This window comes from Microcoleus sp. B5-D4 (assembly GCF_036705145.1).
In the GTDB taxonomy this organism is placed as follows: Bacteria; Cyanobacteriota; Cyanobacteriia; order Cyanobacteriales; family Microcoleaceae; genus Microcoleus.
On record NZ_JAUBTV010000063.1, the window covers coordinates 1 to 16,066 of the forward strand.

Here is a 16,066-nt window from a genome sequence, read left to right on the forward strand (position 1 = left end):
ATATATTGATTCCATGGCTTTATGCCTCCCAATTTAAAACTATTAAATTTGTCTAAATATCTGCGGAATGTGGGTTGGATATCGGCAACAGTTTCTTGTACTTTAGCCGTTAGGAATTCGAGCGGATTCTGGCTAATTTCCATGTTGATCCAGCTTGCATCGTTAATGATTGAATTATTTTGACTATAACATTCCTCTTCAGTAAGTGTGATTTTTTACTGAATTGCTTCTACCTTCTAACTCCGGCTGTAAATTTAGAGCTTTTTTTTGATAAAATAAACCTTCATTGATTCGACCTTGCTCTTCCAAACTTTTGCCTAAATTCCAATAAGCGACGGCTAAATCTGGTTGAAGAACGATAGATTTTTGGTAGTAACTTATGGCCTCATCGAGCTGGCCTTGTTTGTAAAACATACTGCCCAAATTAACATAGGCTTCGACAAAATTAGGATCAAATTCGATCGCCTTGGAGTAGGCGCGAATTGCCGCGTCTATTTTGCCTTGGGCTTGCAGGATATTCCCTAGGGTTTTGTAGGCGGCAGGGAAATTGGGTTGCTGGCGAAGTGCTTGGTAACAGGATGCGATCGCCTCTGCATATTTCTGTTGCGTATAATAAATTTCTGCTATCTTGTTGAGTGCGATCGCACTATCCACTTGAATGGCTAGTAATTTTTGATATTGAGCGATCGCCTCCTCAAGTTTTCCTGATTTCTGAAGGCTATCGCCCGCTGACAAATACTGCTCTGCTAACTCGGAATTTGCGGTCATATATTTTAGTTTAACAGCCGACACTACTTTACCACAAGTGTTAGTTAGCAACTGCGATTTCTAGGGATATTCTGACTCTTTGATATTTTAAATTTGTTTTTGTACCAACATAGGAATTACGCAATCATTCCAGGTATGGGGGCAACCGGGCGTGGGTTTGGTCCCTACAAAACACTAGATCGGGCAACCGGGCGTGGGTTTTGCCCCTACAAAACACTATATATTGAGGCTGTGCGTAAGTCCTGCAACAGTTCGGACAGTTTTTGATTACTAACCGTAGAATAGAGGTGTCAGGGAACCCCGATTAAAGCAAGATAAAAGCCAGCAAAGTCCTGGACACACTCTTGACAATCTGAAACCCGGTTGCTCACTAGATTTATCGTTCCTGTTAGCAAAACTCATAGGAACTGGGTTTCTAAAACCCATGCGTCAGCCTTGAAACTGTCCGAAGCGTTGATAGATAAATTAGCTAAATGTTCGATCGCCCTAGCTGTTCAAAAATTGATTGAACGGGCGATCGAAAAAATTAAGGAGACAGTCGCCACACCTTAATCGTGTCGTCAAAACTGCCACTGATCAGAGTTTTGTCTTGAGGATTAAAAGCCAAATCCACCCAGGTAGAATGACCCTTCAGCGTACCCGCGATTTCGCCGGAACTCATGCGCCACAGCTTGATAGTCCCGCTCAAATCCGCGCTGGCGAGTTTGTCTCCGTCGGGACTGAAAGCCAAGGACTTAACCTTGTCGGAATGGCCGATCAAAGTCCGTAGCAGAGAACCGTTGGGCTGCCCGGAGTGATTATTTGCGCTGATATCCCACAGCTTCACCGTCTTGTCCCAACTGCCACTGGCGAGAGTTTGACCGTCCGGGCTGATGGCCAGAGACCAAACCGCCTCGGAATGACCCCAAAAAGTGTCTTTGAATTCTCCAGTCTGCCAGTTCCACAGGTTGATCTTACCGTCGCTGCTGCCGATCGCCAAAGTTTCTCGATCGGGACTGAAAGCCACCGACTGCACCTCGTCCAAAACCCCCTTGAGAGTTTGCAACTCGGCCCCGCCTTCGACTTGCCACAACTTCAAAGTTTTGTCCTTACCGACACTGGCCACAGTCCGGCTATCGGGACTGAAAACCACCGAGAACACGCCGTCTTGGTGTCCCTCCAAAGTCCGAATTAACTTGCCCGAATAGAAATTCCACAATTTAATCGTACCGTCAACGCCACCGCTGGCGATCGTCCTGCCGTCGGGACTGACTGCCACCGACCACACCGGCCCCAAATGTCCGGCTAAAACCTTGAGCAGCTTGCCGTGACGCTTGTGCAGCAGGTGAATTGTGCCGTCGTTATTCCCGCTGACAATCACGCGGCCCTGGGGAGCAACTGCTACCGCCCAAACCGGGTTTTTGTGTTGATCCGCCAGAGTCCGTACAGCCGGCCCTGACGGCGATGCCTCACCCCGGAAATTCTGCATGGGGGGCGGATTGAACCGAATTTCGGGAATGCTAGAAGCAGGCTCACCAGAAGTGAAAGCCTGCGGTGCAGGAGATGGCAAGCGAACACCCAGCACTACGGACAGCAGGGCAACCGTAGTTGCTCCCCACATGGCCAAAGTCCACTTGGGTTTGCTGAGAATCACGTCTACCGGTGCCGGGCCGTATTTCATGTCTGTGAGAATTGCCTCGGTCGAGCGATAGCGTTTTGATGGTTCTCGCTGCACCATTTTATCCAGAATGCGGCCGAGTCGCGCCGAAACTGGTACTTTCAAATAATGTCTCCAAGTCCAACTTTCGGCTTTGATGTCAAACAAATCAAAGGGCGACATTCCCGTTAACAAGTGAATGCAAGTGACGCCCAAACTGTAGATGTCGCTGCTCTTAATCGCTTGGCCTTTAATTTGTTCCGGGGCCGCGTATTCCGCAGAACCTGTCACCGTTTCGGTTTTGAGCGGCCCACTATTAGCCGGAATTGCCGCGCCGAAATCGACTAAAACTAGCCCAGAGGCACTTTCTTGGGACACTCCATGTAAATCCTCTTTCCCTGCCAAAGCTGGGGATGCTTGGGGAGTTTTCCGGTGAATAATATTGGACGGTTTGATATCTCGGTGAATCAGTTGATTTTCGTGAACAAATTGCAGGACTGGCAACAATTCGCTCAGCAGATACCAAATTTGAATTTCTTTAACAACACCTTTTTCTGAAAGCCGATCGGCTAAATTGCGGCCTTCGATGTATTCTTGGACTAAATACTGGCAGCCTTCGACTTCAAAAGATGCCAGCAGTTTCGGTATTTGCGGATGTTTGCCCAACTCGTCGAGAACTGACGCCGAGCCGCGAAATGTCCGGTTTTGCTGTGTGCCACCGTCTGCGGCTGCTGCTGAGCCGCAGAACTGTTGAATGACGCAGCGGGGTTGCGAAGGTTGGTCTTCATCGACTGCTAAGAAGGTGCGACAACTGAGACTTTGACCGAGGGTGTGAAAGACTCGGTAGCGGCCTTTTAGCAGCAAGTTCGACTCGCAACTTTTGCATACTGTCGCGCGATCGAGATTTTGGGGCTTCTGGCAATGGGGATTGATGCAGTAACTCATTTGTCTTTCCGCTGGAGACCCCCGTCCGACATTATTGCTGGTGGGGGAGGAAAGCGGGGCGGTGCGTGCCGCTTCCTGTGGACAAATTAAATAATTGGAATCTTTGCTTGATCATAATTGTTTCCCAGATTTTCGCCACAATTGCTGCCGTCGATCGCGCGTAAATAATTGCTGACTTTCCTGCGAGCGAGGTTTAATAGGTCGATCGTACCGAGCTCATTCGAGCGATCGGCGGGATTTGCTGTTACCGAATTACGTTATACTGTCATTGCGAATACTTTCAGTGCGATCGCAAGCATTGCCAAAGCTATCGCGAGGCATTGCCAAACATCGGCGATTCTTTGTTCTATGGAGTGAATCTAAAAGTTGAAATTTCCCATGTCAAATCGACTAAGCGATTAAAAATTAGGCAATTTTTGCCAAACTAACTATAGCGGTTCTCAGGAATGTAAGGTATTCTTCCAATGCCCAATGCCCCATGCCCAATGCCCGATGCCCAATGCCCAAGAACACCTCATGTTACTGAGAAAGGCTATACTAACTTTTAACTATTACTTATGCCCTTAATTCGCGTACCCAAACCTTGGGAAATTCTCGAACCCCAAATTACCCCAGAAACAGCCTTTCTCAACCGCCGCCGCTTCATGACAAACTTAATCGGCGCCGGCGTGACTGCTTCGCTGCTGCCACTGACCGGCTGCCAAAGCAATGCTAGCTCAAAAACTGCTCTGGATCAAAGCTCAACCCAAGCATATTCGGAATTGAGCCGGAATCCCGCCTTTGCGAAAGTCGATCGAGCGATTACCGACGAAGCCTTAGCTACAAAATACAACAATTTTTACGAATACGGCGGCACAAAATCAATTTGGCAAGCCGCTCAAGCTTTGCCAACAGAAAACTGGAAAGTTGAAGTAGGCGGTTTAGTAAAAAATCCCCGCACTTATGATATTGACGACCTCAACAAAAAATTTCCTATCGAAGAACGAGTTTATCGATTTCGCTGTGTAGAAGCCTGGGCGATGGTAGTTCCTTGGGTCGGATTTCCCATGAAATTACTGATGGCTGATGTCGAACCGCAATCGAAAGCTAAATTCGTTCGCTTCACCTCATTTTACGATCGCAAAATAACTCCCGGCCCCGGTTTAATGTCGCAATTTTATCCTTGGCCTTATACAGAAGGTCTGCGAATTGAAGAAATGGCGAACGATTTAGCATTTTTCGCCACAGGCTTGTATGGTCGAAGGCTACCAAAGCAAAATGGTGCGCCGCTGCGGCAAGTGATTCCTTGGAAATACGGTTTTAAGGGCGCAAAGTCGATCGTCAAAATTGAATTTGTCGAACAGCAGCCCGCCACTTTTTGGAATACAATCGGCCCCAACGAATACGCTTTTGAAGCAAATGTCGAGCCCGACAAACCGCACCCCAGATGGTCGCAGGCCAGCGAACGCATAGTCGGTCCCGGTAACAGTTGGTCGTGGGAAACTCGCCCAACTTTGCCCTACAACGGTTACGGCGAATATGTGGCGAGTTTGTACAGTTAATTAACTACGCGAGATGTAATTTGAGAAACAGGCTTTTCTGCTTCTCAAATTATTAATTTATCTCTTTTCTCTTTCTCTGCGCCCTCTGCGTTCTCTGCGGTTAATAAAAAAATTATTTTTTTCGGTTCAGCAAAATGAAATACAGGACACGGCATTGCCCTATCCCTACCCTATACCTTCACTTTGTTTTTAAATTTTACCTTAAATTTGAAGTCCATCGACTACAATAAAAATTGATGAATCTACCAAGGAATTGTTAAATGGTAACAACAACATCAACTCCCATCGAGCAGCAAACTACCCCAGAAAACCGAGTTATTTTAAAAGGTGTCAGTTGGTCAACTTTTAAAGCATTGGTGGCAGATGTTGGGGACGAGAGAGCTTGGAGAATTGCTTACGATGAAGGAGTATTAGAAATCAGGATGCCACTGGAAGAACACGAAGAACCCAAACGACTGATAGAAAGCTTTGTGGAAGCTATTGTAGATGAGCTGGAAATTGAACTTAGAAGTCTTGGTTCGCTGACTCTTGAACGAGAAGATTTAACTCGTGCTGTCGAACCTGATTCCTGTTTCTACATTCAAAATGAATCTTTAGTTAGAGGCAGAAATATCAATTTGCCAAATGACCCGCCGCCCGATTTAGCAATAGAGTCGGATTACACGAATTCTTCTGTTAATAAAGATTCCATATATGCTGCTCTTGGTGTTCCCGAACTGTGGAGGTATCGCCGAGAATCTCTGCAAGTTTATCAACTTGTAGATGGAAAATATGAAATGTGCGATCGGAGTTTAGCATTTCCCTTTTTACCAGTTGCTGAAATTCCCGGTTTCATAGAACAAAGCCGAACAATCGGACAGCGTGCTGCTGTGCGTTTGTTTCGGCAAAGAATTAGAGAAATTTTGCCAAATTAAAAATAACACTTACATCTCTCCTTAACTCTTTCTCTGTGCCCTCTGCGCCCTCTGCGGTAAAAAAACTCTTTATTGTTCGCAAAACTCTGCAACCCTCCGCCAAACTCGATCGCACAAATCTGGTGCGCTAACATCAAACCATTCAATTTGAGGATAGGCCCGAAACCAAGTCCCCTGTCTCTTCGCAAATTGCCGCGTGTGCAAAATTGTTAATTCTTTCGCTTCTTCAAGCTTAATCTCGCCAGCCAAATATTGTTTCATTTCCTGATAGCCCAGCGTGTTCAACAGTGGCAAGTCGCAGCCGTATTTTTTACACAAATATTCTACTTCCGCGATCCAACCGCGTTCTAGCATTTGTTCGGTGCGCTGTTTGATACGATCGACCAAAACATCGATCGCGCAATCCAACCCAATTTGTAAAATAGGATAATTGGGAGGATTTTCGCCCTGCTGTTCGGAGATAGGGCGACCGGTCGCATAAAATACTTCCAGTGCTCTTAAAGTTCTTACTGGGTCATTGAGGTGAATTTTCTCAGCGGCAGAGCGATCGACCTGCTGCAACATCGCGTAACATTGAGATTGTCCGAGTTCCGCAAGCTGCGATCGCAATTCGGGCATCGGTGCTACCCTCGGAATTTTTAAACCGCGCACGATCGATTTAATATATAAGCCCGTCCCTCCAACCAACAACAGGGGGGGAGACAGGGGAAAATCGACAGCAGCAATTAAATTTTGAGCTTGTTCCTGGTAATCTGCTAGTGTCAGAGTTTCTGTCGGATCGCAGATGTCAATTAAGTGATGCGGTACACAAGTGCGATCGACCGCCGTCGGTTTTGCGGTTCCGATGTCAAATTCGCGGTACACTTGACGAGAGTCCGCACTTAGAATCGAGGATTGCAGTCGCCCCGCCAAAGCCAAAGCCACTCCCGACTTCCCCGTCGCCGTCGCCCCGCAAATCGTAATTAATCTAGGCATAAGCTGTCGCAAATTTCCCTATAAAAACTCTCAAATCCTCTCCTCTCCATGCTTTCCCCTCTCTCCTACACTGATTCACCGCGATCTGCCAGGGCATTCCTCCAGCAATCTCAAAACTATTCCCATCCCTCCCCCCGATAAATTTCCCTTCAGAAAGCCCTAGCATCGCCTTTAACGGTTTTGTGCTATAATTTTAGGAGTTTTCCCATTTTAGAAGCTTTTGGGGCTTTAGGCCTCATTATTGGAGCTATTTTTGTATGACCAGCAGCTACAGCGCCGACCAGATTCAAGTTCTCGAAGGTCTCGAAGCAGTCCGTAAACGACCGGGGATGTACATCGGTACCACCGGCCCGCGAGGACTCCACCATCTAGTTTACGAGGTTGTGGACAATTCCATCGATGAGGCGCTGGCTGGCCACTGCACTCACATCGAGATTGACATCAACGCCGACGGTTCCGTTACCGTGACAGACGACGGCCGGGGTATTCCGACCGGCATCGTTGCCAAGACTGGCAAATCGGGAATAGAAACAGTAATGACTGTACTCCACGCCGGCGGTAAATTTGGCGGTGGTGGCTACAAGGTTTCTGGAGGATTGCACGGTGTAGGTATTTCTGTTGTTAACGCGCTGTCCGAGTGGGTAGAAGTGACAGTTTGGCGCGACCAAAAAGAACATTTACAGCGCTACGAAAGAGGCAATCCAGTTACTGAACTTACTGCCAAGCCCAACAAAGGCACTCGCACCGGCACTTCAGTTTCTTTCTTGCCAGATACTCAAATATTTAGCACTGGCATTGAATTTGATTACACTACACTCGCGGGGCGCTTGCGAGAATTGGGTTACTTGAATGCGGGCGTGAGAATTACGTTTAGCGACCACCGTTTGGAACTGCTCAAAAGTAGCGAACCGCGCATCGAAACATACTGTTACGAGGGCGGAATCAAGGAATATATCGCCTACATGAACCGCGAAAAGCAGCCTCTGCACGAAGAAGTGATCTACGTGCAAGGAGAACGCAACAACGTGCAGATAGAAGTGGCTTTGCAGTGGTGCGTCGATGCTTTTAGCGACAATGTTCTAGGTTTTGCTAACAACATTCGGACGATCGACGGTGGCACGCACTTAGAAGGTTTGAAGGCAGTTTTGACGCGGACGATGAATTCGATCGCCCGCAAGCGCAACAAAATCAAAGAAAACGAGCCCAACCTCGCCGGCGAAAACGTGCGCGAAGGTTTGACAGCAGTGATTTCGGTCAAAGTCCCAGATCCGGAATTTGAAGGTCAAACTAAAACCAAGCTAGGAAATACAGAAGTTCGGGGAATTGTCGATTCCTTGGTAGGCGAAGTATTGACAGAATATTTAGAGTTTCGCCCCCAAGTAGCCGACGCTATTTTGGAAAAAGCAATTCAGGCATTTAAGGCCGCTGAAGCCGCCCGCCGTGCCCGCGATTTAGTGCGCCGAAAATCAGTCTTAGAATCGTCTCCTTTGCCTGGAAAATTAGCGGACTGTAGCTCTAGAGACCCCGCCCTGTCTGAGATATACCTGGTCGAGGGGGATTCCGCGGGGGGCTGTTTTTTTTCATTTCAGGAAATAAAATTAGCTGACGGCACCACAAAAACTATCAAACAGATAGTTGACGAACAAGCAGAAGGTAAAGAACACTTTTGCTACACCATTCGCGAGAGTGGAAACATTGGGTTTGAGCGAATAACTAATGCTCGGATGACTAAAGCAAATGCTGAAGTTGTCAAACTGACATTAGACAATGGGGAGACAATAACTTGCACTCCCGACCATCCATTCATGTTGCGGGATGGCACTTACAAAGCAGCCGCCATGCTGACACCGGATGATTCATTAATGCCGTTCCACTGCAAGTTGTCGGAAAAAAACAAACAGGGTCAGGGACTTAACGGTTACGAAATGGTTTGGAATCCCAACAGTGATAAGTGGATTTACACCCATCTTTTAGCGGATTTCTACAACCTGAAACATGGCGTTTATCTCGCATCTGACGGCAATCACCGCCATCACGTTGACTTTAACAAACTCAACAACAATCCGACAAATATTCAGCGATTGCCTGCTGAGGAGCACTTGGCTCTTCACCGCGCGAACCTTGAGAAAACCTTGCACAGGCCCGATGTCATTGAAAAGAGCCGTCAAGCTCACATGACCGATGAATTTCGGGCGATGATGAAAGAGCGGATGCGGCAGCCTGAAACGCGACAAATTCTTTCGGAACAGGCGAAAGCTCAGTGGGAAGATGAAGAGTATAAAGCTTACATGATGAGCAAGTGGCGGGAGTTTTACGATAGTGATGAAACTTATCGCCAGCAAAATAATGAACTGCTGAACCAAGCGCAGCAAGAGTATTGGAGTAGTGAAGAAAACCGTTTGGCTCAGTCGGAACGGGTGAGTAATCATTTTGCTAACAATCCTGAAGCACGGGAGACTCATTCTCAACTTGCTAAAGAACAGTGGCAAGATGAGAATTTGTTGGAGTGGCGGCGCGAAAAAACTAAGGAACAGTGGACGCCGGAGTTTCGCCAGAAACGTAAAGCGACTTTGAAGGAAACTTATTACCGCCAGACGCTGGAAGCTTTGAAGACAGTCCACCTGAAAGAAGGTTGGATGAATGTAGATGCTTACAATCTTTATCGCCGCATGAAGGGTGATAAGACTTTGTTGAAGTTTGAGACGTTTTGCGATCGCTACTTTAATGGTGATGAAGTATATGCTCGCCAAGCGGTTCGGAATTACAACCACCGCGTTGTGTCGATCGAACATTTGGAGGAACGCTACGATGTTTACGACATCGAAGTGCCCAACAGTCACAACTTTGCATTAGCTGCGGGAATTTTTGTCCACAACAGTGCCAAACAAGGGCGCGATCGCCAATTCCAAGCAATCCTGCCTTTGCGCGGTAAAATTCTCAACATTGAGAAAACCGACGACGCCAAAATCTACAAAAATAACGAAATTCAATCGTTAATTACAGCCCTGGGTTTGGGCATCAAAGGCGAAGAATTCGATCCGGGTCAATTGCGGTATCACCACATCGTAATTATGACTGACGCTGACGTAGATGGTGCTCACATCCGCACGCTGTTGCTGACTTTCTTCTACCGCTATCAGCGGGCACTTGTAGAACAAGGTTACATCTATATTGCTTGTCCTCCTCTCTATAAAGTGGAACGGGGACGCAATCATTACTACTGTTACAGCGATCGCGAAATGAACAATCTCGTCCGCAATGAATTTCCGGCGAATGCTAATTACACGATCCAGCGGTTCAAAGGTTTGGGCGAAATGATGCCGACACAGTTGTGGGATACAACGATGAACCCAGAAACTCGGACGCTGAAACGGGTGGAGATTGAAGACGCTGCTGAGGCCGATCGCATCTTTACGATCTTAATGGGCGATCGTGTCGCCCCCCGCCGCGAATTCATTGAAACCTACGGCCCCAAACTCAACCTCCTCGACTTGGACATCTAAATTAGCCAGTAGTCAGTAGTCATTAGTCAGTAGTCATTAGTCATTAGTCATTAGTCATTAGTCATTCGCTAACAGCCAATGACTAAGGACTAATGACTAAACTGCTTGTGCCTTCTACCTTCGGAGGCCTTCTGCGGAGTCTAGGTTTTGTTATAAAAATTAATACAATCTCTCATCAAATCGATCTAAGGTAAATGCTTAGGTAAATTTTAGATTTTTGGCGCATCCATCAGCTACCACAAAAATAGAAGGTTGGACAGTATAGCATGAGCATCAATTTAGCGACCAAATTGCGTGAGGGAACGAAAAAGTCCCACACAATGGCAGAAAACGTCGGTTTTGTCAAGTGTTTTTTAAAAGGCGTTGTAGAAAAAACTTCTTACCGGAAGTTAGTAGGAAACCTCTACTTTGTCTACTCGGCAATGGAAGAGGAAATGGAACGCCAAAAGCAGCATCCGGTTGTTTCAAAAATTTACTTTTCTGAGTTGAATCGCAAACACAGCTTAGAGCAAGATTTATTTTACTACTACGGTGCGAATTGGCGCGAACAAGTAGCTCCGTCAGCAGCAGCTAAAGCTTATGTGGAGCGAATTCGCGAGATTTCGGCGATCGCGCCGGAACTGTTAGTAGCTCACTCTTACACTCGCTACCTTGGCGATTTATCCGGCGGACAAATCCTGAAGGGAATTGCCCAACGCGGGATGAATCTTTCCGAGGGAGAAGGCACTGCTTTCTATGAATTCCAGGATATTCCTGATGAAAAAGAATTCAAGGGTAAGTACCGTCAGGCAATGAATGAACTGCCGATTGACGAAGCAACAGCAGAGCGAATTGTTGACGAAGCTAATGCAGCTTTTGGCATGAACATGAAGATGTTCATGGAGTTAGAAGGCAATTTGATTAAAGCAGTTGGTCAGATGCTTTTCAATACCCTGACACGGAAGCGCGGTGGTGCCAGTACCGAATTGGCTACTGCTGATTGAGTTAAAGCTCACTGGGGATAATTTGAGCCTCGTTTAAGAGGAAAAACTTAAATCCTGGGGGTTTGATGGCTGCTTTTACAGTCACCAAATCTCCGGGATTTTGCATGGTGTTTGAATTGCGGGCGATCGACTTTTTAACTCATATCGTTTCCGGTTGTATCGGAATGATTTAACCGCAGAGGTCGCAGAGAACGCAGAGGGAGAGAATACAGAGAGGAATAATTCCGATGCTACCGGATTTGATATCACAATTCAACACTATCACCTTCCCACGCCGCGATCGGGAGGCTCCTCGTCCGGGACAGGCAAAGAACTGGGCCTTACCTGCCCCTCCAAATACTTGCTCAAAGCGTAAGCGATATCTCCACGAGTCATCGGCTTCAAAGGATTAATCTTATTAGTTGCCAGCTCAACATTAACAAACCCTTCATAAAGTGCAGTAGCCAAAGACTTTCTAGCCCAATTAGGAATTTCGCCTGCATCTGGATACTTAGCTAAAATTTCGGAAATGCTGGGTTCGGGAAACTGAAAAACCCCGTAAGCTTGAGCAAAAATCGCCAAAGCTTCAGCGCGAGTCACCCTTTGATTGGGGAAAAACATTCCGTCGCGATATCCACTCATCGTTCCCGTTTTCAAAACAGTTTGAATCGCACTGTAAGCCCAGTAACTCTTCGGTACGTCCGGCAATTCCCTATCCGGTTTCTGAGCGGTTTTCCGGCGTTCCAAACCAAAAGTTTTCACTAAAATCACCGCCAAATCGGCGCGACTGACAAGGCCATCAGCATTAAAATTACCACTAGCATCTTTATTCATCAATCCGGCACTCACAACCCGATCGATCGGGTCAATTATTTGTTGAGATTGAACCGCCATTGGGACTCCTTGCATTAGCGCGATCGCCAAAAAAATACTCACTAACATTTTCACGATTTTAATCCTTTCTGTCGCTAAAACCATCATGAAAACAGCAGTAATATTTTTTAGGGTTCCATCGGTATTATTCGGTGGTTTCGGCGGTGCGCGAGATTTGGGGATTATATATTAAAATCAAAGATTGGCTTCCGGCAAAGCGCCCTGCATTTTACCCAGCCAATCAATCAAATTATCCAATTGCTTTTGGGCCGTCAAAACCGCCATACCTCGAATAGTAACCTTCCCCTTGCTGTAGACAAAACGAGAGCGCAAATGTTCCGGCAAATTAGCCTTGAGCAAATTCCAAGCAGGCTCTTCCATCGTAGTTTCCAAAACTATGTTCTGCTTATTCTCCGGTTTGATCCGAGAAAAACCGATTTTTTTAGCGATTTGTTTGAGTTCGACCACACGGATAAGTTGTTGGGCTGGCAGAGGAATTGGCCCATAACGATCGCACCAATCAACCTGAATCTGCTGTAACTCTTCTGGAGTATTAGCAGAAGCCACAGACCGGTAAGCGCTCATCTTTTGATCCAAATCTGCGATGTAATCTGCAGGAATAAACGCCGTCAAAGTTAGGTCAATTTGCGCGTCCTCAACTTTCGGAATTTCCTGACCCTTAATTTCCCGAATAGCCTCCTCTAACATTTCAGCATACAAATCAAAACCGATCGCCTCCATTTGACCAGATTGTTCAGTACCCAAAACATCACCCGAACCGCGAATTTCCATATCTCGGACAGCCAACTGATAGCCCGAACCCAACTGGGCAAACTCTTGAATAGCCCGCAGCCGCTGCCTTGCAGCATCAGACAGTTGGTTCTGCTTCGGATAAAACAGCCAAGCGTGAGCTTGAATCCCCGCGCGTCCCACCCGTCCCCGCAACTGGTAAAGCTGACCCAAACCAAACTTCTGCGCGTCTTCAATTAAAATTGTATTGACTCGCGGAATATCCAAACCCGACTCAATAATCGTCGTGCACACCAAAATATCAAACTCCGCCGCACTGAAAGTCAGCATGATGGATTCTAATTCCGAAGCCTCCATTTGACCGTGGGCGATCGCAATTCTGGCAGACGGAACCATCTCCTGCAACTGAACTGCCAACTCATCAATCCCCTCAATCCGCGGCACCACGTAAAAAACCTGACCGCCCCTGTCTAATTCTTGACGAATTGCCGATCGCACCACTTCCGGGTTATAGGGAGCCAAATGCGTCTGAATCGGGCGCCTGGAAGGAGGCGGAGTCGAAATCAAACTCATCTCGCGAATCCCCGACAGCGACATATACAAAGTCCGGGGAATCGGCGTTGCTGTCAGAGTTAGAACATCTACCTCTGTTTTGAGAGATTTAATTGCTTCCTTTTGCTTAACCCCAAACCGCTGTTCTTCATCCACCACCAACAAGCCCAAATCCCGAAATTTAATCGCTTTGCTCAAAACAGCTTGAGTACCGACAATCACATCTAATTCCCCAGTCGCCAAACGCTTGTGAATCTCCCGGCGCTCGGTTTCAGTGCGAAAGCGATTCAGCAAACCAACTTCGATCGGATAAGGGGAAAAACGCTCCGAGAGCGTGTGATAGTGCTGTTGGGTCAAAATCGTCGTCGGAGCGAGCAAAGCCACCTGCTTGCCCGCCGTAACCGCCTTAAAAATCGCTCTCAGAGCCACTTCTGTCTTACCAAAACCGACATCGCCGCACACCAAGCGATCCATCGGTCGATCGCCCTCCATATCGCGTTTCACATCTTGAGTTGCCTTCAACTGATCCGGCGTCGGCTGGTAAGGAAAAGAATCCTCTAATTCTTGTTGCCAAGGCATATCAGGAGGAAAAGCGTAACCTGTTTGTTGAGCTCTTTTAGCATAAAGATTCAACAAATCTACCGCTAATTTCTTAACAGCTTTGCGAACCTTGGTTTTAGTTTTTTCCCAAGTTTGACCTGTCAGCTTGTTTAAATCCGGTACTTTATCGGCTACAGTCCGAAACCGCGACAAAGCGCCCAATTGATCTGCCGCCACCCTCAGAGTACCGTCAGCGTATTGAATCAATAAATATTCGCGAGTTTCCCGATCAATCGTCAAACGTTCCAACTTGATAAATTTACCCACTCCATGCTGGCGGTGAACCACATAATCACCAGGGCTTAATTTATTCGGGTCTACTTGCTTAGAAGCAGCACGGCGGCGCTTGCGGACGTAGCTAAAAGTAGCGAGAGAATGCTGACCGTAAAATTCCCGATCGGTAATTAACACAATCCGAAAAGTCGGCAGAATAAAACCTTCCAATTCTGCCAGCCCGCTGTACTTCAAAGCAACCGGAACGTGCTGCAATTGCAACTTATCGATCGCCAAATAATCACGCGGATTTACCACAAACTGAGCCGGACAGTCGTGTTCCGAGAGCAAAGAAACAGAACGGCTGGGTTGAGCCGAAACCAGGAAAATAGTAAAACCCCGATCGCGCTCTTCCCTGAGCATTTGAGACAGCTTAGCAAATTGGTGAGGCATCACCGGCACAGGGCGAGAAGCCAAATTAATCGCAGACGGTAGCTGGTCGCCCTCCGCAGAGCTTTGAAGTTTTTTCGCCGTAGAATCTTCGGCTAATTCAGAAAGTTCTAGCCGCTCGAAAGCTGCGACATCTGCCATAGATTCAGCAAAAGTGCGGTGAATTTTCGGAACTTTCAAATGAGAAATTGGCAACTTTTCTGTTCCCGCCTCCGCAACAACAGATTCCCGCTCGCAATTTTTCCACTGTTGCTCTGCATTCTCAAACCAGCGGTCGCTGTGACCTTCGCACCCTTGTGGTTCGTCAATAACAACTAAAGTATTTTCTGGCAAATAATCCAACAAAGATGCGGGTTTTTCAAACGCTAAACCCAACAGCCTGCGGACAAATTTTTCGGTTTCATTTTCTGGGTCAACAGAGCCTAGATGGTTGATTTCGTCAACCTTTTTTTCAGATAAAACTGCTTTAATAATTGTGTTAAAATTAGTGGGAGTTAAAACTAATCGATCGACCTTATCGAGCGATCGCTGGGAAGACGGATCAAACTCTCGAATTTGCTCCAAATCATCCCCAAACCACTCCAGCCGCACTGGCAACTCCGCCGCTACCGGAAATACATCGACAATATCACCCCGGCGACTCCACTGGCCCTCCATTTCTACCAGAGTCACTCGATCGTACCCCATCGACACCAGTTGACGATCCAGTATCTTCGAGTCTTGAACCGCACCTCGCTTCAGCGTCAGACAGTAGGGTTCAAAAGCAGCAGGTGGCGGCAAGTGAGACTGGAGAGCTCTTTCGGTAGCTACAATCGCGATCGGCTTAGAATTAGCGTTTGTTTCTCGTTTCTCGACCAAATCCGCCAGCACCTGCATTTGCCCCCACGTCATTTCGTTCTCGTCGGAGTAAGATAGCTCGTAGGGTGAAGCCTCCGAAGTCGGGTAAAAATGTACGGTTTGCCAGCCCATCGCCTCTAAAGAGGCAACCCAGCGGCCGGCTTCTTCTAAAGTAGCCGTTACTGCCAATAAGTTTCGCCCCTCTTGCTGTGCGAGGGCGGAAGCTACCAAACTTTTAGGCAACCGGGCGATGCCGGACAGTTGCAAGCAGCGATGGCGCTTGAGCTTGTTGAGGAGTTCTGTTGCTAGGGGCGATCGCCCCAGGGTACGAATTATTGAAGAGAAAGTCATGCGCTTTTAATTTTAATCCCCGATCGGCGAAGGCTCTTTCCCTTTGCCTGTTAAGGAGATTGTACGACAAACATCCATGATTGTGCCGCTCTGCTGTTGACGCCTGGGAACTTAACTGGAGATAGATTTCTGCTTTAATGTGTCGATCCAGCGATCGGGATCGAGCCCGGGACGTTAATCTAGTGACAGGTTTAGA

The 16,066-nt window shown here is 47.2% G+C and carries 9 protein-coding genes; 4 read left to right on the forward strand and 5 right to left on the reverse strand.

Translation table 11 applies throughout. From position 1 onward, the window contains the following. Window positions 1-198: 198 nt before the first annotated feature. The gene (locus QUB10_RS24085; protein ID WP_333205756.1) at window positions 199-768 is read right to left on the reverse strand and encodes a tetratricopeptide repeat protein; all 570 of its coding nucleotides are present in this window, start codon (window positions 766-768) and stop codon (window positions 199-201) included. Between the two features lie 526 nt (window positions 769-1,294). Beyond that, the gene (locus QUB10_RS24090) at window positions 1,295-3,349 is read right to left on the reverse strand and encodes a serine/threonine-protein kinase (protein WP_333205757.1); all 2,055 of its coding nucleotides are present in this window, start codon (window positions 3,347-3,349) and stop codon (window positions 1,295-1,297) included. A gap of 557 nt (window positions 3,350-3,906) precedes the next feature. On the opposite strand from QUB10_RS24090, the gene msrP reads away from it, so the two are divergent. Next, window positions 3,907-4,890, forward strand: a complete 984-nt coding sequence (gene msrP / locus QUB10_RS24095; RefSeq protein WP_333205758.1) for a protein-methionine-sulfoxide reductase catalytic subunit MsrP — start codon at window positions 3,907-3,909, stop codon at window positions 4,888-4,890. Window positions 4,891-5,150: 260 nt separating this feature from the next. Next, a complete protein-coding gene (locus QUB10_RS24100) occupies window positions 5,151-5,804 on the forward strand; it encodes a Uma2 family endonuclease (protein WP_333205759.1) in 654 nt (217 codons plus the stop codon). A 69-nt stretch (window positions 5,805-5,873) separates the two neighbouring features. Here QUB10_RS24100 and miaA read toward each other — a convergent pair whose 3' ends face one another. Next, window positions 5,874-6,779, reverse strand: coding sequence for a tRNA (adenosine(37)-N6)-dimethylallyltransferase MiaA (gene miaA, locus QUB10_RS24105; protein ID WP_333205760.1), 906 nt, complete (start codon window positions 6,777-6,779; stop codon window positions 5,874-5,876). Window positions 6,780-7,036: 257 nt separating this feature from the next. Between miaA and gyrB the strand changes: the two genes are divergently transcribed. Further along, window positions 7,037-10,282, forward strand: a complete 3,246-nt coding sequence (gyrB, locus tag QUB10_RS24110; RefSeq protein WP_333205761.1) for a DNA topoisomerase (ATP-hydrolyzing) subunit B — start codon at window positions 7,037-7,039, stop codon at window positions 10,280-10,282. Window positions 10,283-10,548: 266 nt separating this feature from the next. After that, window positions 10,549-11,265, forward strand: coding sequence for a heme oxygenase (biliverdin-producing) (locus QUB10_RS24115; protein WP_333205762.1), 717 nt, complete (start codon window positions 10,549-10,551; stop codon window positions 11,263-11,265). Window positions 11,266-11,526: 261 nt separating this feature from the next. On the opposite strand, the gene QUB10_RS24120 is transcribed toward QUB10_RS24115, so the two are convergent. Together QUB10_RS24120 and mfd are read right to left on the reverse strand one after the other, a co-directional pair. After that, window positions 11,527-12,186: an S-layer homology domain-containing protein gene (locus QUB10_RS24120; protein ID WP_333205790.1), complete on the reverse strand. Its 660-nt coding sequence runs from the start codon at window positions 12,184-12,186 to the stop codon at window positions 11,527-11,529. 126 nt (window positions 12,187-12,312) lie between these two features. Next, entirely contained in the window at window positions 12,313-15,870 is a 3,558-nt protein-coding gene (mfd, locus tag QUB10_RS24125) for a transcription-repair coupling factor (protein ID WP_333205763.1), read from the reverse strand. Between the last annotated feature and the right edge of the window lie 196 nt (window positions 15,871-16,066).